The 20,253-nt window shown below is 60.3% G+C and carries 15 protein-coding genes; 1 reads left to right on the forward strand and 14 read right to left on the reverse strand.

The features are described from left to right. Positions 1-84 precede the first annotated feature (84 nt). A complete protein-coding gene (locus tag GCT19_RS01495; RefSeq protein ID WP_152850825.1) occupies positions 85-1,545 on the forward strand; it encodes a hypothetical protein in 1,461 nt (486 codons plus the stop codon). Positions 1,546-1,633: 88 nt separating this feature from the next. Here GCT19_RS01495 and GCT19_RS01500 read toward each other — a convergent pair whose 3' ends face one another. The 14 genes from GCT19_RS01500 to GCT19_RS01565 form a co-directional block, all read right to left on the reverse strand. Further along, complete coding sequence (locus tag GCT19_RS01500) at positions 1,634-2,593, reverse strand: UDP-glucose 4-epimerase family protein (protein ID WP_152850826.1); 960 nt, start codon at positions 2,591-2,593, stop codon at positions 1,634-1,636. 169 nt (positions 2,594-2,762) lie between these two features. Further along, positions 2,763-3,902, reverse strand: a complete 1,140-nt coding sequence (locus GCT19_RS01505; RefSeq protein WP_152850827.1) for a glycosyltransferase — start codon at positions 3,900-3,902, stop codon at positions 2,763-2,765. Between the two features lie 210 nt (positions 3,903-4,112). Continuing rightward, positions 4,113-7,907, reverse strand: coding sequence for a glycosyltransferase (locus tag GCT19_RS01510; protein ID WP_152850828.1), 3,795 nt, complete (start codon positions 7,905-7,907; stop codon positions 4,113-4,115). Between the two features lie 26 nt (positions 7,908-7,933). After that, positions 7,934-8,908: a glycosyltransferase gene (locus GCT19_RS01515; RefSeq protein ID WP_152850829.1), complete on the reverse strand. Its 975-nt coding sequence runs from the start codon at positions 8,906-8,908 to the stop codon at positions 7,934-7,936. A gap of 52 nt (positions 8,909-8,960) precedes the next feature. After that, positions 8,961-9,791: an SDR family NAD(P)-dependent oxidoreductase gene (locus GCT19_RS01520; RefSeq protein ID WP_321576733.1), complete on the reverse strand. Its 831-nt coding sequence runs from the start codon at positions 9,789-9,791 to the stop codon at positions 8,961-8,963. Further along, on the reverse strand, positions 9,710-10,918 hold the full coding sequence (locus GCT19_RS01525) for a glycosyltransferase family 4 protein (protein ID WP_152850830.1): 1,209 nt from the start codon (positions 10,916-10,918) through the stop codon (positions 9,710-9,712). The genes GCT19_RS01520 and GCT19_RS01525 overlap by 82 nt, the downstream gene beginning before the upstream one ends. Before the next feature lie 139 nt (positions 10,919-11,057). Next, positions 11,058-12,212 carry a 2-deoxy-scyllo-inosose synthase gene (locus tag GCT19_RS01530; RefSeq protein ID WP_152850831.1) on the reverse strand — a complete coding sequence of 385 codons (1,155 nt, stop codon included), beginning with the start codon at positions 12,210-12,212 and terminating at the stop codon, positions 11,058-11,060. A 47-nt stretch (positions 12,213-12,259) separates the two neighbouring features. Then, positions 12,260-13,231, reverse strand: coding sequence for a glycosyltransferase (locus GCT19_RS01535; RefSeq protein WP_152850832.1), 972 nt, complete (start codon positions 13,229-13,231; stop codon positions 12,260-12,262). Then, a complete protein-coding gene (locus GCT19_RS01540) occupies positions 13,228-14,484 on the reverse strand; it encodes a glycosyltransferase (RefSeq protein ID WP_152850833.1) in 1,257 nt (418 codons plus the stop codon). Before GCT19_RS01540 ends, GCT19_RS01535 begins: the two co-directional genes overlap by 4 nt. Further along, entirely contained in the window at positions 14,477-15,598 is a 1,122-nt protein-coding gene (gene wecB, locus GCT19_RS01545) for a non-hydrolyzing UDP-N-acetylglucosamine 2-epimerase (RefSeq protein ID WP_152850834.1), read from the reverse strand. Before wecB ends, GCT19_RS01540 begins: the two co-directional genes overlap by 8 nt. Further along, a complete protein-coding gene (locus GCT19_RS01550; protein ID WP_152850835.1) occupies positions 15,595-17,169 on the reverse strand; it encodes a polysaccharide deacetylase family protein in 1,575 nt (524 codons plus the stop codon). Before GCT19_RS01550 ends, wecB begins: the two co-directional genes overlap by 4 nt. After that, a complete protein-coding gene (locus GCT19_RS01555) occupies positions 17,166-18,560 on the reverse strand; it encodes a phenylacetate--CoA ligase family protein (protein ID WP_152850836.1) in 1,395 nt (464 codons plus the stop codon). The genes GCT19_RS01550 and GCT19_RS01555 overlap by 4 nt, the downstream gene beginning before the upstream one ends. 101 nt (positions 18,561-18,661) lie before the next feature. Next, entirely contained in the window at positions 18,662-19,429 is a 768-nt protein-coding gene (locus GCT19_RS01560) for an ABC transporter ATP-binding protein (RefSeq protein ID WP_321576738.1), read from the reverse strand. Position 19,430: 1 nt separating this feature from the next. Further along, a complete protein-coding gene (locus tag GCT19_RS01565; protein WP_152850837.1) occupies positions 19,431-20,252 on the reverse strand; it encodes an ABC transporter permease in 822 nt (273 codons plus the stop codon). Position 20,253 lies beyond the last annotated feature (1 nt).

The following is a 20,253-nucleotide window of genomic DNA, read 5'->3' on the forward strand; positions in this document are numbered from 1 at the left end:
CTCACGGTAACGTACTTTTCGCTGTTTCATTTTTTGGCACGAACCAGCGATGACGTAAACTCGTTGTTGGCAGCCCGAGACATAGTGCTCGGCAATCCTCTGCTTCGCGGTTGGGAATTCCCCCCCGACCCATTCTATTTCACGGATTTGCTTCCAGAGGGTGTGTTGACTCTCTTCCTGGGGTTAACCCCTCGAATCCTGTTTATTTTTCCAGCGATGGTCTGGGCAGCTGTTGTCTGCTCCTGCATCTGGATGACCGGTCAGATCACCCCGGATAGCCGATGGCAACAGGCAGCGGTGTTCGTGTGCCTGGGACTTCCAATCGTCATCGACGACCACTCGATGCGTGTTCTCGGCACCGCACCCACGCACATCACGACGATCCTTCTCGGGGCAGGTCTGTTCTGGTTCGCGTATCGTCAATGGTGCGCGCCACAGCTTTCGAAGGCAATTTTTTTTTGGCTGGCGTTGCTCGCGTTCATGGGGAGCTTCAGCGACCCTTTTATCGTATCCGCCGCGATCGGACCCGCAATCGTGGTTTGCGGATTGCACTGGCTCGCTGCAGTCAAGCGCGACAAATGTGTCTGGGTCGCCGCTTCACTGGCGCTCGGCCTCGTCATTGGAAGGTTGGCCATTGTGGTGGTGGCAAAGGTCCACGGCTTCGCGATTTCGCCTCAACCTGCGGCCTTCGCGGATTTCGAACGGCTTTCGGGTAACTTCGCACTAGTGACTCGCGGCTTGCTGATGATCTTTGGCGCGGACTTCACAGGCAGACCGCTAGCTCCCAGCGGCGGCATGAGCTTCAGAGAGGCTCTGGCCGCGACGCCGGCTACGATGTTCGCTCGCGTCGTATTTCTGGTCGCCGCGATCGCTGGTAGCCTGCTGATGGTCAGACGCATGTTCTCGGGCAGGCTCGAGCAGCTCAGAAACACAGACTTTCTATTGATGTGCTTCGCGTGGTCTAGCGTCATCGCCATGCTCGCCGCGCTTCTCAGCGACCAGATGCAGAACCTGACGTCGTATCGCTATCTTTTGCCGACGTTGGTGTATGGATCGATCGTAGGTGCAAAGCTGCTTGGCGGCAGCACTTTGGGACGATTGCTAATCGTTGCTGCCGGCATATTGTCGGCCGGATCGTTTTGGGGAACGCTCCATGTAGCGCGTGAAAACCCGACTTACTTTGGCCCTGCAATCCAGGGTCTTGCAGCGTGGCTTCAAGAGAATCGCTTGACTGACGGGTATGGGCCATATTGGTCTGCCTCGTCGACCACGCTCGCGTCAGGCAACTCCGTGCGTACGCGCGCCGTAATAAAAGGTGCGGATGGCTTGATCCGGCCATACTTGTGGCTATCGCGGCACGAGTGGTACGGATCTCCCACCGGGAAGCGATTCATCCTCGTCGACACGGTTAATCCGGACAACTACACCACAGCCGATGTTATCGCGCAGTTCGGCCAGCCCTCTGTGCTAAAGCGCGTGAACGGTTACGACATACTCATTTATGCCGACCCGGACTCGCGCCTTTCTCAGCTTGTGGCCAAGTGATGCCGGACGACGGATGGCGGAAAAAAATGTCGGCCGTTAACGGGAGCGCTGGGAAGGTGGTGGAATCGAGATTCGCCAGCAGCGATTTTCAGCGCGTCGCCCGATACCATGCTGCAGTTTGCAACAGTCCTTGTTCGACAGTGTGCGGCGGATACCAGCCGAGCGTCTTACCGATGTGCGAGCTATCGAGCCGTAACTCGCCGATCAGCCGGTCGACTTGCGCGGAACGCCCGCTAATCTTGCCCAGCATGCGCAGCACGCTTGGCGGCACAGGCACGAGACGGCACGGCGCGTGAAGTTGCGTCGCGAGCATGCGAGCCAGTTCGGCGACGCTCAAATCGTGCCGGTCCGTCACGTGAAACGTCTCCCCCGCCGCGCGCGGATCGGTCACGGATTGGACGATCGCATCGGCGAGATTATCGACGAACACGAGGCTGCGCCGCGCGGTAATCGCGCCAAGCGGCAGTGGAAGACCTCGGGATATTGCATCCATCAGCTGCAGGAAGTTCGCCCGCACGCCCGGCCCATAAACCAGCGGCGGGCGCACCACGACCACTTCCAGTCCGCTTTCACGCGACAAGGCGAAAAGCGCCCGTTCAGCTTCGAGCTTGGATACACCATAAGGATCGCATGGGGCCGGCTCGTCGCTCTCGCGCAGCGGACGGCCCTCATCGCGTTCGCCAATCGCCTTGATACTGCTAACGAATACGAACCGGCGCGCACCGGCGTGGAGCGCTGCCTTGGCAACACGCAACGTCCCTGCAACATTGGTCTCGCGGTAGGCGGCCAGTGGATCGGTACTGGTGTCGCGCATCATGTGCACTCGCGCTGCCAGATGCACCACCGTATCGGGAACGAGCGCCGCAGGCCAGCGACTGCCGACCTCCAGGAAGTCACTCGTTTCGAGAACCCACTCGCGCACTCCGTCGCAAGTAGTGCCCGGCTGGCGCACGACGCCTGTGACGGCGTCTCCGCGCTGCAGGAGAGCACGCGAAACGGCATGACCGACGAAACCGTTCGCGCCAGTGATGAGTACGGTGTGAGTCATGGTGGAATGCGCAAAATAAGGTGGTCCGGCACGAACCTCTGCACGCCGTAAGGTATGCGCGGGCTATGATCCGCGCATCGGCGTCGTTTCGGCCGGCAGAACAGTTCCGGGTTCGGTGCGGATGCACCCGATCGAACAGCAACCCATACGCGGTCTCTCCCGATCCGGTTCACATTCGCTCAGCGGTCGCTACCTGGTCGTACAGCCGTCGGTACGCGCGGCCTAGTGCGGGCGCTGAACACAACCGCTCATAACGGGCCCGCGCCGCCAGTCCCATCTGTCCAGCCAATGTTTCGTCGGCGAGCAACTGGCAAGCAGCCGCGGCGAACTCACGCGGAGATTCGGGCGGAACGACGAAACCAGTCACATTGTGCTCGTTCACAAACGACGTGCCCGAACCGACCTCACAGCAAACCATGGGTTTGCCGAACATCGATGCTTCGACCAGCACCATCCCGAACGCTTCCGAGCGGAGGTGCGAAGGCAGGAGCATCGCACGGCACCCCTTCAGCAATGCGATTTTCTCTTCTTCGCTGACCTGGCCGGCAAAGATGACATTGGAAGCACCGACATCCGCCGCGAGTTTCTTCAGGTTTTGCATCTCTGGCCCCGATCCCGCGATTACCAGGGTTGCCGGAATCAAGGGCGCGGCTTCGATCAGCGTGTGCAAACCCTTGTAGTAGCGCAGTACACCAAGCGAAAGAAAATACGGTTTATCGCCGAGTGCCATGCGGGCGAGCGTTTGCGGTCCGCATCGCTGGGCGAAATCGCTGTTCGCGTAGTCGCCGATCCCTAGCGGTATGACTTGCAGCCGCTGCGGCGCGACCAGCGAAGCCAGTACGGTGCTCGATTTCGCGTAAGCCGGCGAGGTCGCGACGACGGCCGACATCGAAGACAACATGCGCGCCATCAACGGCCCGTATATGGAGCCGAGGAAGCGCTGACGGACGACATCGGAGTGATACGTCATGACGGCGGGTTTGCCGCTGCCGCCCATCATGCGCAACACATCGCCGAACGGCCAGGGGAAATGGAAATGCAGAACGTCGGCCCACTCCGCGAGCCTACGATACTGCCGGAACGCATCGAGACCGCCAAGATCGCAAGACGCGGGCGCCGCCCATGATTTGGATCGAATCACCTGCCCTTCTGCAACCGTCAGTTCGCGCGGCACAGGCCGAGGTGAAAGCGTGAATATCTTCGATTCGACGCCGCACGCCTTCGTCGCCAGGCTGATTTGCCGGATCGCCTCCTGAAGGCCGCCAGGGGGATCGGGAAAATAAGTGCGGTATATATGCAGCGCCTTCATACGGCTTCCTTCGCGCGGCAGACACGCATGGTTACGGAGCGCTCCGCGCTGGGCGTCCGATTCCGTCGTCGCGTGATCTGGTGGATTTCGTCGCCCAGCCGGTAAAAGAGCGGGCTCGTGTATTCGCGAGAACGTGGCCGAGCCCGTGCAGCGTTCTCCAGCGCACGGTCACGACCGGACATCCTGTCGCGCAAGACTGCCGACATGCGGCTACGCGCGTTGCTGCAATTGCGCCGCGGCCAGACGAGCAAAGCGTTGTGCGCTCAGCGCCCACGTGTCGAATGTGAGACGACGCGGGTCCGGCACCTTGCCTTGCGCGTGCAATTCGAGCCAGCGGTGAATGGCCTGCTCAAGATCCGCCGCCTGCGTGCCGGTGAAATAGAAAGCCGCGTCGCCCGCGACTTCGCGAAAAACCTCGATGTCACGCGCGATCATGGGAAGACCGTGCTTGGCAGCTTCGATCAGCGGCAAACCGTACCCCTCACCTTCCGACGGCGATAGCAGGCAGGATGAAACGGCATAGACCCGTTCGAGATATTCGTCGCTGATGCCTTCTAGCCAGAAAAGGCGCTTGCCGAGTTCCGGCGCGTTGCGGATCGCCTCGACCGTCGCGGGAATGGTGCGCCGGTCGCTGGCAGGCAACGACTTCCACCCCTCGTAACCGACGATCACGAGATTGACGTCCACCCCCGCCTTCCACAGCTGCTCGAAAGCCTGAACCGCCTGCAAGTGCCCTTTGCGCGGTTCGATCGTGCCGACCATCAGAAACGTTGGACGCAGCTTCATCTGCTCCAGGGTCGCCTCCGCGTCGTCGGGCAGACCCGAGCTCGGGAACGATGCGTTGACATCAGCACCGTGATGCGACACCAGCAGGACCGGCTTGCGCGCCTGCGACGCATGGTGATCGGCCAGCCATTGAGCGACGTCTTTGCGCACATGTTCGGAGATGCAGAAAAGCATGTCGGAGTTAGCGCAGATCGTCGCAGCCCACGTCTTATGCGTGTCATGCGCCCACGGCGGGAAAAACTCGGGACGGGTAACTGGCAACAGGTCGTGTACAACGAACCCGATCTGGGCTCCCGCTGAGCGCCAATAGTTATACAGACCGTTCCCAGCCGCGGCAGCGACACCGTCCGAGTACAGGTCGAGCGCGATCAACGCATCGCCTCGTGCGGGGATGACGAGTTCGTCGATCGGATCGACAAGCTCGTAGCCGGGCTGCTTCGACAGGTACGTCTGCGCCTTCCGCACGCGCCAGCGGCCGTTTTCCTGATTCAGATACACGGGAACGATGTTGTAGCCGTTCGGCGGGGTGACGAGCAACTCGCGCAGCAGCGAGCGGGCCACGCGCTCGATGCCGGTCTTCAGATCGTTGCGGGCGGTCGCCGAAATATCCAGGTAGATGCTCGGCTTGACGGGCGACGCAAGCAGATTGGTGGCGACCTGCACGCTATGCCGGTCCAGCGCCGCGGAAGGCGGGAACTGACGCCAGAACCGGGTCGCGGTCTGCTTCGTCTGCTGGAGCGCCCGCGTCTCGTACACATGCTCGATCACCGCCGCATAGCCAGCAGTGGTCTTGTGCGGCTCATGATTGTCGTAGATGTACTCTTTCGCTCGTGCGCCGAGCCGCTCGCGCAGCGACGCGTCGCGCCACAGGCGTTCTAGCGCGGCGACGAGATCGCCGGTCTTGAACTCGTCGTCGAGCTTGATCAGCGTGTCATCGGGATACTCGGCCATTGGACCGTTCGCGTTCACGATCAGCGAAACACCATGCACGAGACAGTCGAGCACGGTGCGGGACGTTTCTCCACGCGAACACGTGCGCAACTGTACCGCCACGTCGACAACCGACAGATAGTCGACGAACGACTCGTGGTCGACGAACCCCGTGATGCTGATGCGCGATGCACCTTCACTGCGGCTGATCGTCTCGTCGATGCTGAGGCCGTAGTCCGACTCTTCGCGGCCACCGACGAAAATCAGTTTGCAATGCTTGTCCTTGACGAGCGCCGAACGATCCCACGCTTCGAGCAACGTGTGATTCAGCTTCGTGAAGTCCATGAAGCCGAACGCGCAGACGACGAAATCGTCACTGGCAAGGCCGAGCTTGCGTCGTGCCTCGTCTCGCCGCGCGGTGTCGACAGCCGCTCGATGCTGACGGACGACGCGCATCTTGTCCATGAACGCTTTGCCATAGAAACTGCCGGCGAGTTCACGACTATAGTTCGAGTGAACGATCACCCCGAGCGCGTTCGACATCACGTCCACGCTGCAGGGCCACTGACGCTTCGCGGCCTGGCCGCCTTCGCGCGCATACTGCTCGAGCGCGCCGTAGCCATGCGAACGGACCAGCGCGTGCTTCATCGCGTCCGGCTCGCGACCGGTCATATCCATCCAGAGCACCAGCGAACTCAGATAGAAGTCGTGCGCCACGACAACGCCGGGATAGCGACGCATCAGATCGAACATGTGTTCGTGGAATGGCGAATTGCCCATCTGATACACGACACGATCGAACAGGTCCGCGTTTTGTTCGAACCACGCGATAGGCTTGACGTCGAAGATCTCGCCCGCTGGGCCGGGCAAAACTTCATCTCCCTGCTGATCCGAAATCACAGTGATTTCATACGTCTCGCCGAGCGTCGGCAATAATTCCGACACGTAATCGGCAATGCCCGTGCGTTCGGGCGGCAGCGGCGACACCATCGCAAGGCGTGGCCGACCCACTGGCGTCGCGGCACCGGGCTGCCCGGCACCGCGCCGCGCATCGTGTGCACGACGTTCGAGTTGCGCGGCCACGCCCGACTCGATCGCGCGCAAGGCGCGCTGCGCCGTCTTGTCCCACGAAAATTCCTGTGCCTGCTGAAGCGCGCTTGCGCGCAGAGACTGGCGGAACGAGTCGTCAGTAAGCGCTTTGGTCATCAACTCGCGAAGCTGCGAAAGCGACGCCGGATCGAACATCGCGTCTTCGCGCCCGATGACCTCGGGTACGCTCGTCGCATTCGAGCCGAGTACCACCGCACCGCACGCCATCGCCTCGAGCGGCGGCAGCCCGAAGCCTTCATGAAACGACGGAAAGACGAACAGTTCGCATGCCCGATACAGCGAAAGCAGGTCCTGGTCCGTTACATGCCCCAGTACGCGCAGCTGATCCGGTTCGAGCCCGACTTCCGCGGCGAGAGTCTCGATCTGTCTGATCCGCTCTTCGTCGGCGCCCCCGACGAGGACGACCTGACGCCCGTTGCGCAGCTCGGCCGGCATCGATGCGAAGGCCCGGACGAGTTGCGCAAAATTCTTGCGCGGTTCGAGATTACCGGCGCTCATGACGAACCGTTCGGCAAGACCGAACTTGTCGCGTAGCGCAGCAAGTTCGCCTGGCGCAAACCCTCCCGGTGTGAACATACTGTCGCAAGCTGTCGACATGTTCACAATTCGGCCTTCCATCTCCGGCAGTGCGCCAAGGCACTCCAACCGCGCGTAATCCGAGATCGACAGAAGCAGATCTGCGCGTCTTAGCGATTCGATCTTGAGATCGTAGTAATTCTTGTAGTGCGCGGGCCAGTGAGGATCCGGATTCAAATAGGGAATCAGATCGTACAAGGTCACGGCCGTGAATGGACCATCCCCGAGCAAGCCCACGGAAGTTACCGCGTCGTCGACGAAACCTTCGAACAGACTGGTGAGGAACACCGCGTCCGGATTGATCGACTGGATCAGACGCTCGCGGGCCAACTCCGCCAGACGCGCGCGGGCCTCGTTAGCCGTATCGAATGCGGCAACAGGACCTTCAGCATCGAAAACGATGATGTCTTCGGCAGGCACATCGGCCTGCAGCTGCTGGCGCAGCTCGTCGAGTCCTTCGGTGTATAGACCATTAAGCAGCAACTTGATCGAATGGTCTCCGCGGTTGCGTAGCACACCCTTCACGAGCGCGAGCGAATAGCGACCGATACCACGAAAACGGCTGGCCGATTGACAACCTTGAAGGTCTAGTACGATTTTCACAGTTATTTCTTCGCGAGCAGGATGGATTATCCGAGCAGTGACCGGTAGCAACGCACGATTTCAGGCATGACGAGCGGCCAAAGCAAACGATGGCGCGCAGCCCATATCGAGCGATCCGGCGACGATGCGATGGCCGCCGCAATCCCCGCACGCAACGAGTCTCTTGACTTCGGATCGACCCAGGTGACGGAGTCACCGAAATATTCTGTCGTGGAGCCGACTTGCGTCAGCAGCACTTTGGCGCCCAGCGCAGCGGCCTCAATCGCAGCGATGCTCGGCGTCTCGAGCAGGCTCGGCATGGCGAAGAACTCGCAACCGGCCATCGCCGAGCGCAACATCTCCGACGCGTACGGAAGCGTTCCAACGATTTTCAACTGATCGCCACCCGCCTCGATACAGGCACGTGCGTATTGCTTGTCGCGCGCGGCCCCGGCGATGACGAACTGCAGGTCAGGCCGCTCTTCGCGCAACACCCGAATAAACTCGAGCTGGTTTTTGCGCGGCTCGAGATTCGCAACATTCAGTACAAACGGGCCATCGATATCGTGAGCTTCGCGAAACACGTTGGTGTCGGCGGGCACGAGAAAATCCGCCTCGGCGGCGTTGTACACGCAATGAAATTTTTCGCGCGCGATGCCGAAAACATCGCTCAACGCGTCGCCTTCCATGTGCGAATTGACGATCACCCGATCAGCCAATTCCAGGATATTCCATATCGCCGCATAGGGATAGTCGTCTTTCGTCTCGCGCGTGATCCACAGGTTCGGATTCACGACGAGCTTGAGCCCGCGCTTCTTCGCGAAATCGCACATTTCGACAACGCCGGGCATGACCGAGAACGCGTGGAAGATCTGATAGTCATCCAACGAGGGGTTCCACATGTCGTACAGATCGGCCTGCACGCCGAACCGCGGCAGGTGATGCGCATACGCCGCCATCTGCCGCTCACCGCCGCCGGGGACGTCCATCGCCCAAGGGTAGTTGTAGAAAAGCGCTTTCATTCATTGTCCCGAGTCAACGCGTCACGAGACGCAACAATTGTTATTTGCAGAATCACGACTGGTTCCACACCGTATGCATCAACCAGTCACGCCCCGTCACACCCGATGCCTCATCCGAAACAAGAAACGCCACCAGGTTGGCCACTTCGGCTGGCGTATTGAACCGCTTCAACTCGAGCGGCGCACAGGTTTCTTCATAAAACTGCTGCGCGCTGATACCTCGTTCGGAAGCCATCCGTTCGATATCCTTGAATGACATCTCCGTGCCCACCCAACCCGGACACACAGCATTCACGGTAATGCCTTCGGCGCCCAGCTCTTTCGCCCAGCATTTCGTCATGCCGATCAGGCCGAACTTCGACGCGCAATAGGCCGAATAGCCGGCCCGGCCTTCCTGCCCCAGTTGCGATGCAATGTTGACGATACGTCCCGGACGCGCCAGCCGAGCGATCAGGCCCTTCGTCAGCAGATATGGGCCGATGAGGTTGGTGCCCAATACTTCGTCCAACGGATCGTCCCCACTGTCCAGCAGGCCGAAGGTCTTGCAAATCCCGGCGTTATTGACAATGGCCCACAGTTCATCCCGCCAGCTGCTCGCGAATCGACTGACCGCCTGGGCGTCGGCAAGATCCAGCGCATGAACGCGCGCCTGCATATCGGCCACGAACGGCTCGCCGCGAAGTGCGTCTGCCGATGCTTCGCTGCTCGTCAACAGGTCCAGAGCATACCCCTTGCCTGCCAGCGTTTGCGCGATCGACAGTCCGATGCCGCGACTCGCACCTGTCACGAGAATGCGTTTCGTCATGTTCCGATACTCCAGAAAAATTCGTCGCCGCGCATCTTTCCGACTGCGCGCATCAACTGCATCGCCGACTCGGGCCACGACAGCACTTCCATGTTGTCCGGAAAGAGTATCTCGCCGTTCGCGCGCTGGCTGATCCACTGCTGAAGCAGCGCGTGCAACTCAGTGTGCGACGAACCGGTGAAATAGGTCGCCGCATCTGCGCAAATTTCGCGGAACACCGGAATGCTGCGGGCGATCAACGGAAGCCGGTAGTGCGCGGCCTCGACGAGCGGCAAGCCGAAGCCTTCGGCGCACGACAGCGCAAGCAGCGCCGACGACGCCATGTACACTTCTCTCAGATACTCGTCGCTAATGCCGTCGAGCCAGAACAACTGCCTGCCCAGGCGCGGATGGGTCTTGAGCCGCTCGATCAGCCGCTCGATCTTCCAGCCCGCCCGCCCGACGAAGGCCAGATTGACGTCTTTGCCTTCGGCCCACAGTGCCTCGATCGCATCGAGCGCCAGTTCATGCCCTTTGCGCGGTTCGAGCGTGCCCACCATCAGGAAAGTCGTAGCGGACTTGAGGCGCGCCAGTACTTCGCCAGCTTCTGCTGGCAATCCAGTCGAGGGAATGCTTTCTGCGATGTCTGAACCGAGATGGAAGTAACCTAGCTGAGGCGGCTCGGGGCGCCTCAACGGATGTTGCCTGATCCATGCCTGCACGTCGGTTTGCACCGACTCCGAGATACAGATCAGTCCATCGCCTTCCTCGCTGACGCAATCGAACCAGTAGTTGAAAAGCTGCAGGTAGTCATTGCCTTCGAACCAGGCATTCGTCCCTTCGAACCATTCTGGGTACATCAGAGGTATCAGGTCGTAGACGACGAAGTAAATGCCGACTCCGTGCGAGCGAAAACGAACCAGTTCCTCGCGCAACGACCGCGTGATGTTGTACGCGAGGTCGACGCTCAGAAAGATGTCGCCCGCAGCGGGCTCGATCGCAATTTCGTCGGGCGATTCCGGTTGCCCTGTCAATTGGTGCTCAGCCAGAGAAGTCGCCGTCACGAACCGGCCGCTCGAGCCGTCGCCACGTACGGCCACTACTTTCCAGTCTTTCGGAGGTCGCTGCCTCAACGCTTGAAGCAATGCCCGCGTGACCCGCTGGATGCCCGTGCCCTTGTCGAAGCCGGCAAGTTCGGTCACGTCAAAATATAGTCGATGGCGCATGAACCGTTCGTATCAATAGTGTGCTTGACGTTGTCCCCAAAGGAATCCATTGTCTATCTGGGTTGTCGCCCCCATCTACGCAAAGTCCGGCATCGCGTGTGACTCGATGCCGGACTCGCGCACAACCCGTCGACCGCAGTTAGCTGACGCGCCGTGCGTCGCGCTGGCCCTGCTGGCGATTCTTTTCGATGGCTTCGAAGATCACGGATTGCTCAATGTAGTGACCGAAGTTGCCATTGTTGGTCGGCGCCATGACGCCGGCCGTCCGGACGAGACCCATATAAGCCTTGCCGCTCAAAAAGTGCTTGTCATAGCGGATTTTTTCCCACAGATCCGACAGCGAGAAAGCTTCCGGTACCGTGGTGGGCAAGCCCATACGGCGGAACACGTCGTAATGTAGCTCGACCGTTTCCTCGTCGGACAAGCCGAGCAGCAATGCCACTTCCGCCGATACGCACATGCCGATCGATATCGCCTCTCCGTGGTACACGTCGCCCTCGGACAGGTGTTCGACGGCATGGCCGATCGCGTGCCCGTATTGCTTGAGTGTTTCATCGTAATCCGAATCGAGATCGCCGCTCATCACCTCGAGCTTCAGTTCAATCGACTTCTTTACAACTTCGGTCAGGAAGTCCGGATCCACCAGATGCTCGCTGTTGGACATCAGGTACGACAGGAATTTGGTGTCCTGACAGATCGCATGCTTGATCGTTTCGGCAAGGCCGTCGCGAATCAGACGAACGTCGAGCGTTCGCAGCACGAGCGGATCGACCACGATCTTCGACGCCGGGTAATAACTGCCGATCAGGTTCTTGCCGTGATCGAAGTTGATCGCCTGCTTGAAGTCGATCGCCGCGTCCACCTGCGACAGCAGGCTCGTCGGAAAATGCACGAGGCCGATACCGCGATACAGCGTCGAGGCGAGAAAGCCCGCGAGATTGTTCACCACCCCGCCGCCCAGACTGAAGATCACGGAATGCTTGTCGAATCCGTAGTCGAGCGCCTTCTCGACCAGCTGAGAGTAGATCTTGAAGCTCTTTGAGGCTTCGCTTGCCGGCACGACCAACGTACGCACCGACCGCCCCGAGCGCTCGATTCCTTCGAGCACGCGGCGCAGGTACAGCTTTTCCACATTCTTGTCCGTCACCAGCAGGTGATTGGACTCTTTCCGGATGTGGTTGAACACGCCCATTTCGTCGAGATGACGCAGGGAATCCTTCTGAACAATGACCTCGCTAACCAGCCTCTTGTCAGCGTGGAAATTGAAGTGGCGTACGTCTGTCTGGTCGCTCATATGAATCTGATGCACGGCAGCCCGTGCCGAATGAATTGAAGACGCGGTTAAGACCGCACGCGCAAGACCCGGACCAACGGCTCCAGACATTGCGGCATCAGGTACTGGTTGTGTACATTGCGCTGCAACTGGGGCGACACCGGCGTATTAAGCGCCGCTTCGACGCCCTTCTGGATCGATTCGGTCGACATCGGATCGACCTGATGAACCAGTTCGTTGCCGAAATGCTCTTGCGTCCACGGCCCGCTCGACAGCACCATCGGTACGCGTGCCAGCGCCGCCTCGAACGCGGAGAAGCCGGCGGGCTCGAGCGACACTTCGATGAACGCCTTGCAGCCGCGCACAGCCGAGCGAAGAATTTCCGACTTCGGCGCCAGGTACGGGAGGAACTTGAAGTGCGCCGGCGCGGCTTTCACACAAGCTTCGTAATATTCGCGGTCGCGGTAGTCGCCTACGAATACGAGCGGAATTCTGGAGTCGCGCAGAGCATGGATAGCCGCAAGCTGGTTCTTACGCTCTTCGATAATACCGACCGACAGCAGATAATCGTCGACCTTATAAGCCTGTTTGAAGAGATCGCCGCTGATCAGCTCTTCGAAGCAGGAATCAGCGCCCCAACGACAAAACGCGACTTTCGACTGGTCGACGGGAACGTGCGCGTTGACATTCTCAAACTCTGATTTCGACTTGAAAACGATCATGTCGGCCAGAGCGAAGAACGCCGCGGCGGAATTCTTCTCCCCTTGCGACGGCTCCTTCGACCACCACAGGCTCGGCATCAGCACGAGCTTCTTGCCCTCCGCCTTGACTTCGCGAACGAATTCCATGCCGGTTGGGATAACGGAATAGTGCAGCACGACGTCGTATTTGTTCAGCGGTTGGGCCGTCGGGCCATACAGGTCCGCACGCACACCAAGCTGCCGCAGGTTCACCATCAGGTCGACGAGTTCGAGCTCACCGCCGCCGCGATGCAAGAACGCAGCCGGATAAGTGGTAATAAGTACACGCGAATCGGTCATTCAACGCTCCATTTAATGTCGCCAGCCAACGGGTCGGTGCTCGACTCGACCGGCTCGGCCCATACCAGATCCAGCATTTTAGCGGTTCGGGCATCCCAGGTATTATCGCCCACGTATTGGCGCGCCTCCACGGGATCGAGCCTGCCGCGTTGCAACTGCCGCTCGATAGCGGCGATGAACGCTTCGGGCGAGCCGCCCACCTCCAGCCCCGCGAGGCGTTCCTTCGTAAAGTCGAGCGGCGTCGCGACGACCGGCAGCCCGGCCGCGAGGTACTCGAAGAACTTCATCGGAAACATCGACCGGGTGTAATTGTTCAGCAGCGTCGGCAGCAGGCCGACGTTCATGCCTCGCAAATACGAGGGCAGTTGCTGATAGCTCCGATACCCCAGGAAATGAACGTTCGGCAGCGCCCTGAGCCGCGCAACCATTTCGCTTCGCTGACCTTCCCGCTCTTCACCGATAAAAATCCACTGCCAGTCCGGTCGCCGTTTCGCCGCTTCGTGGATCAGCGGAAAGTCGACCTTAAAGTCCGACAGCACACCGTGATAAATCAGTCGGGGGGCGGGGATCGATGCGACATCGGGCGGCAGTTCGCTTCCTTCGAATGCTCGCCCGAAATGGCGCGCATCCACCACATTCGAGAAGTAATGAGTGTTGGCGTTGTAGCGCAGACAGTGATCGCGAAGCGCGACTGCCGTGGTGAAAACGGCCTTGCTCTGCGCCAACAATTGCTGCTGCGCGACATCGAAAGCCTCGACATCGACGCCCGGGATGGCCGCCAGATCGTCCACACAGTGATAGACGAAGGCGCCATGCGGCAAGTCTTCGATCGCGCCCAGCATGAAAGGGTGATACGTCCAGACGAGCGGATCGGCAAACCGATGCTTCCGCGTGAACCGGGCAATGCTCCATTTCAGCAAGGCCTGATTGAACATCCGGAACATCGGCATGTGATGCCTGGCCGGAATCATCAGTGGCGATAGGACCCAGACGTTTTTCTCGCGCTGCGGTGGCGCAACGAAATTCGAACGCAAGCCGCTCCACAGCCGCCGCCAGATTCTTGCCCAATCCTTCCCGCTCGACACCTTCGGCGAGCGCAGCCCCGGACTTTCCACATACAGCACGCGCCAGCCATTCTGCGCGAGGATATGCGCGGTGTGCTGCTTGTTCGTCCAGTACGGTTCGTCCCAATCGGCGGTCGAAAACAGAATGCAATCGGTCGTTCGCCGCCTGGCGTGCACGCCCTCACCCATTGAAGGCCTCGACTGCATGATCCAACAGGCTCGCCACCATACGTTCGGAGGCGCGACCATCTCCATACGGATTCGGCCGGTTGCGCAGCGCCCGGCGCCGCTCCGGATCGTCGAGCCAGTCGATCACCGCGGCTTCGATGCTTTCCGGACGCTGACCGGCAAGCGTCGAGAAGCCGGCATCGACGCCTTCCCTTCGCTCGGTATGACTGCGCATCACGACGACGGGTACGCCGAAGGTCGGCGCCTCTTCCTGGATGCCGCCCGAATCGCTGATCACCAGCGCACTGCGGCTGATCAGGTACAAGCTGGACGGGTAATCGACGGGCTCGATCAGTGCGAGATTGCGAATGTTGCCGAGTTCTTGCATGACCGGCTCGCGCACGGCGGGATTCAGATGGACGGGGAAAACCCATTGGTATTGCCCGTATCGGCTGCACAACGTGCGTAGCACATGGCAAATCCCCAGCAGCGTGTCGCCGAAATTCTCTCGCCGGTGACACGTCACCAGGATCGTCTCGCGGCCTGCCTCGCCGCCCGCAGGCAGCACCAGACTCTGCGATGCGCGCTGCCACGAATCGCGCGCCATCATGATCGCATCGACGACGGTATTTCCGGTCACCATGATCTTCGAGTCGTCGATGCCTTCGCGCAGCAGATTTTGCCGCGCGAGTTGCGTAGGTGCGAAATGACGGCTGACGATGCGGCCAAGCAGACTCCGATTGGCTTCTTCGGGGAACGGGTTCTGCAGGTCACCGGTACGCAGGCCGGCTTCCACGTGGGCGACCCGAATGCCCCGGTGAAACGCCGCGAGGCCCGCGCAAAACGCCGTGGTCGTATCGCCTTGCACGACGACCCAGTCAGGCCGCACGCGGGAGAATACCTCGTCCATTTCCGTGAGCAGACGCGCCGAGAGGATGTTCAGCGAACTGCCAGGGCTCATCGTATCCACACTGACATCGGGCACGATGCCGAAGAAATCCAGTGCCTGCGCGAGCATTTCGCGATGCTGGCCGGTCGCGCACACGATCGTATCGACCTGCTTGCGCAGTGCCGCGACGACGGGCGCCAGCTTGATGACTTCGGGGCGCGTCCCCATGACGACCATGATTTTCATGTCAGGCGTGTCCCGTTCAAGGCTTGCACCGATTCGCCCCGCCATTCGAGCGTCATGCCATACGGCGTCGGCGCCGCCGCCGAAAGCTGCACGCGCCACGCTCCGTGATCGGCAATCACATTGGCCAGCGATTTCGCGCGCAGGAAATCCATTGCGTCGTCTTCGTGCATGAAGAGCGGCTTGTGAGCCCGCGCCTGCATATAAGCGATGAACTGCTGGTGCGCCTCGATTCGCGCATCCTCGTCTGGCCAGCCATATTGATACCGCTCGGAGAATGGATGATCGAGATAGCCGAATAGCGTGTGACTGTCGAAGGCCAGATCGAAAGCCTGTTTGAATACCGCGAGCGGGTCGCCCGAAGCCAGCATGCAGTCGCCATGCAGCATCGTTTGCTGGCTATGACCGATGAACCCGGCGGGAAGGCCTGCAAGGCCACCACCACGGGCTATCAGGAACTCGGGGTCGTTGCGGATGATGCCGCCGATACAGCCGGCGTAGCCCGCATCCGATAGGGCCGCGAGCGCATAGGGCGGACTTTGGTGAAAGGGCGATACGGCATACCGCACCGGCTTGCGAATCACCTCTTCAATGAGCCGCATGGATTCGCTGCCTTCGACCAGTGCGGCCTCCAAAGAGCCGCCCCAGTTCGGCGCGTGCGTCGCTGTATGCGACAGGATTGCGGCGCGCGGATCGGCGGCCAGTTCGCGCAGGATTCTGTGATGAGCCTCGTTGCCGAGATTGCTCGTATGCACGGCCAGCGAGAACGGAACGCCGAGACGGCGGTATGCATTCCACAGCGGCCGTGCCGATTCGACGTCCTCGTCGCAATCGAGTCGTGAAGTGATTGCCGCGTCGTGGCCCCAAGGAATCTCTGTGAGCACAGGCTGGCATGCGGTTCGATCGCTCCGATGCGACGACACGAAGTTTTCGACCAGGCGCCATTCGAACGAATCGATGGGTCCAACTGGCCGGTTGAACCACAACACGCTGGCGGCATCGCGTTCCCACAGCGCGGCATAGGTAAAACCGCGCTCGTCGTCGATATCCACCGAAGCGAGACGGCAATCTTGCGGCGCGTCGATCGGTGCGCTGGTCGCCCAAATCGAGCCGTCCGCGCGAATGGCCCCGAAGCCGAGGTTGTTCCACTCGTCGGCAAAGTCAAAGCGCTCGAACGGCCGGAGCCACGCGCGCCCGCCAAGTTGCGACGCGCGTTTCGTATAACGCACGACGGCGCGGCTTTGCGCGGTCTCGCGACTGGGAGCCGAAGGACTGCGCGCTGCCTGCTGGAAGCCGTCCGGCCAGGGGCGTTCCTGGCAGCCCAGCTCGCTTGCCAGCGAAAGAGGCAGCCGCCCGAATACGATGAGCTTGTTGCGCGGTTTGCCCAACCATTGCACCAGCGCATCGCCCCATGCATCGGGAACGTCGACGGCCGTAACGATCGTCGCTCCAAGATCGCGCAACATGCCCGGCGAAATGGCGCGAGCGCCAGTCGAGCTGACCGAGCGGCGCAGTGCGGCCAGCACATACTCGCCGGCTGCCTTCGAGGCGCAGGAGTGGAGTACGCCGATCATGCGGTCACCACATGGCGGAATTTGGCCCGGCGTCCGACGCGAAGGAGTTCGCCGTGACCGACATACGAAATCGCGAAGGCGTCCTTCCAGTAACCCTTCAGCTTGCGCGTCGTATCCTCCTCGTTCGCCCACGGTTCGAGCACGATGCGCAGTGTCGGCGGAGAAGTGCGCAGGTCGATCTGGAACTCCTGGATGCCGCCGACGCGATGGTCGAGCATGTCCTGAATATGGTGCGTCGGATGTGCGACGCCGTTGATCGGAACCACATCGTGAATTCGCCCGACGACGTCGGTCAGGAACAGACCGGTGCTGCGTTCTTCGACGGTCGCGAGGTCGCCCGTGGCATAGCGGATCAGCGGCATCAGGCGGTTTCGGAAACCGGTGAAAACCAGTTCATTCCTGCCGTCCGCGCCGTCGCCCGCATCGCTGGGGACCGGACGGTTTTCCGGCCACCCCTCGGATTCGAGAATCTGGAAACCGTTCTGGTGTCCATCGAGCTCGTAGGCCATCACGCCCAGCTCTGCCAGACCGTAGCGATTGATCACGCGGCAGCGCAGCGCTCTTTCGATCACTTCGCGCTGATGCGCCTCGAGCAGCTCCCCGCTGGATTCGAATATTTCGAAGGCTTTGCCTGTTTGGTATTTGCGCTCGATATAGCATGCGAGCGCGTACATCGTCGACGGGTGGCCATGCGCGAGATAAGGCCTGCGTCGCTTGAGCGTGCGCCACATCTCCTCGAGTCCTTCGTCATCGATCCGATCGAAAAAGATGTTGCTGCGGTTCATCGCGAAGCATTTGAAATCCTCGCGCGATGGCCATTGGGGCACGACCTCGTCGGGAAACCGGCAGGCGAAATGCAATTCGGATCGGTAACCGCGCTTGCCTGCGCGGCGTCGCGCGTAGAACGTGACGGCCGACGAATAGTCGGCGGCTTCCTGGTCGTAAGAGATCGTGCAGGACAATCCCGTCGAACCGCCGGTCTTGCAGGCGTGATGGCGCGTACCTTCAAGCGGGCGAGAGAACAGGCGTGCGCCCTGCTCGCGAATGACGTCCTTGGTCAGATACGGGAGTTCTTCCAGATAGCGCGGGTCCTTCCCTGCCTTGATGGGATCGAACTGCTTTTCGCGAAACAGATCGCGATAGTAAGGAACGTGCTCGCCAGCGAATTGCAGGATCGATGTGAGGCGCTCAAGCGCGATGCGGCGCCGCGCTTCGAATGGCAGCTGGTAGTGCCGACGGAGTTCGGCGATCTTCGGCCGCACGCTGCGCTGTTCCCGGCTTTCGGCAATCGGATAGGCGACGTATGCGCCTGCAACGCCCTTCAGCAGGCGGAACGGTTGATGCAAAAACAACGATTCGCCATAGCGAACCAGAGGGTGATCTGCGCGCATGGATGCATGCCTTAGCTTTGCCCCGGTTTAGCAGGAGCCGAAATAGAATAAGCTTCGAGCCACGCGGCCCGGACGGGCCGCGGCCTTTCGCTTGACACAGGTCAAACGGACGAAGCCGGAAGGCTCAGAGCTTCCGCTTCCACCGGACGAACCACCGGTTCGTCCGCTGTCACTTTCCCATGCTCGAGGCTGATCTTGCGGGTGCAGACCCGCTCGATCAAACCCGGATCGTGCGTTGCGACGACCACGATGGATGCATTACCGACAAGCGTCTCGAGACGTTGCGCAGCCTTGACGCTGAAATCGGCGTCACCGACGCTCAGCCATTCGTCCATGATCAGAATGTCTGCTTCGATGCTGGTCGAAATAGCAAACGCAAGCCGCAGCATCATCCCGCTGGAATACGTTCGAACCGGCAGATTCAGGTATTCGCCGAGATCGCTGAATTCGGCAATTTCATCGATTTTGGCTCGGATCCTGGCCGGCTTCAAACCGTCGATCACGCCTCGCAGATAGATGTTTTCGAAGCCGGTGGCATCTGGATCGAGGCCCATCGACACATCGAGCAGCGAAGCAATCTTGCCACGCACCGTCAGCTTGCCACGCACCGGCTCATAGACGCCGGAGAGCGTTCGCAACAACGTCGTCTTGCCGGAGCCGTTGTGCCCGACGAGTCCGACGCGCTCACCGTCCTGGAAGGTGAAATTGAGGTCGTCGAGAGCCCGTACGATCGCGTGATGGCCGGCATCCTGCCCGATGCGACCGCCCGTCGTCAGATTCAGCACAGCCTTTTTCAGAGAACGATGAGAATTCTCGTAAATCGGGAACTCGACGTAAATTCCCTCGGCAACAATAGATGAACTCACGATATCAAAGCCAATAGGGAACGCGATTGCGAGCGCGACGCATCAGGAACTGCGAAAAAGCAAAGCCGACGATCAGCAAGCCGATCGACCAGACCCACGACTCCCAATGGATCGGGCGGCCGGTGATCGGCGCACGCACCGTTTCGATCAGGTGATACAGCGGATTGTATTCGGCAACCCATGCACGGTCTTTCAGGATTTCCGGCGACCACATGACAGGGGTAAAAAAGAAAACCACCTGAATGAGATTGGTCACGATCGGCGGAATATCGCGGAAACGCGCACACAGCACACCCAATGTGACACCAACCCAGATGCCATGCAGCAGCAGCATGAACAACCCGATAGGCACCAGCAGGAACTCGAAGGTTGGCCAACGACCGAAGACAATCAGCAGAACCACCACGACGGGCAGGCTGTGCAGCAGAATCACGAAATTGCGCCACACGATTCTGCACACATGAATGGTCAGCGGTATGCGTATCTGCTTGATCAGATAGGATGCGCCAATGAACGCATTGCAGCCCTCGTTCGCGACTGAAGACAGATAGCCCCAGATGACCAGCCCCACGGCCAGATAAGGCAGATAGTCCTCGACGTTCTGGTGCAGCAGCGTCGAGTACAACGCGCCCAACACCAGAACCATGATGGCCGTGCTGAGCGTGAACCAGAACGGGCCGATGACCGAGCGGCGGTAGCGCTGACGAATGTCGTGCCAGCCGAGCGTTCCCCACACGCGCACGGACCTGATTCCGACCGCCAGGTCATCGCTTCCGCTATGAGCTGCAAGGTCGGACTTGCCGCGATCGATTGCTGCTATGTCCATC

It is taken from the genome of Paraburkholderia atlantica (assembly GCF_009362785.1).
GTDB lineage: Bacteria > Pseudomonadota > Gammaproteobacteria > Burkholderiales > Burkholderiaceae > Paraburkholderia > Paraburkholderia atlantica.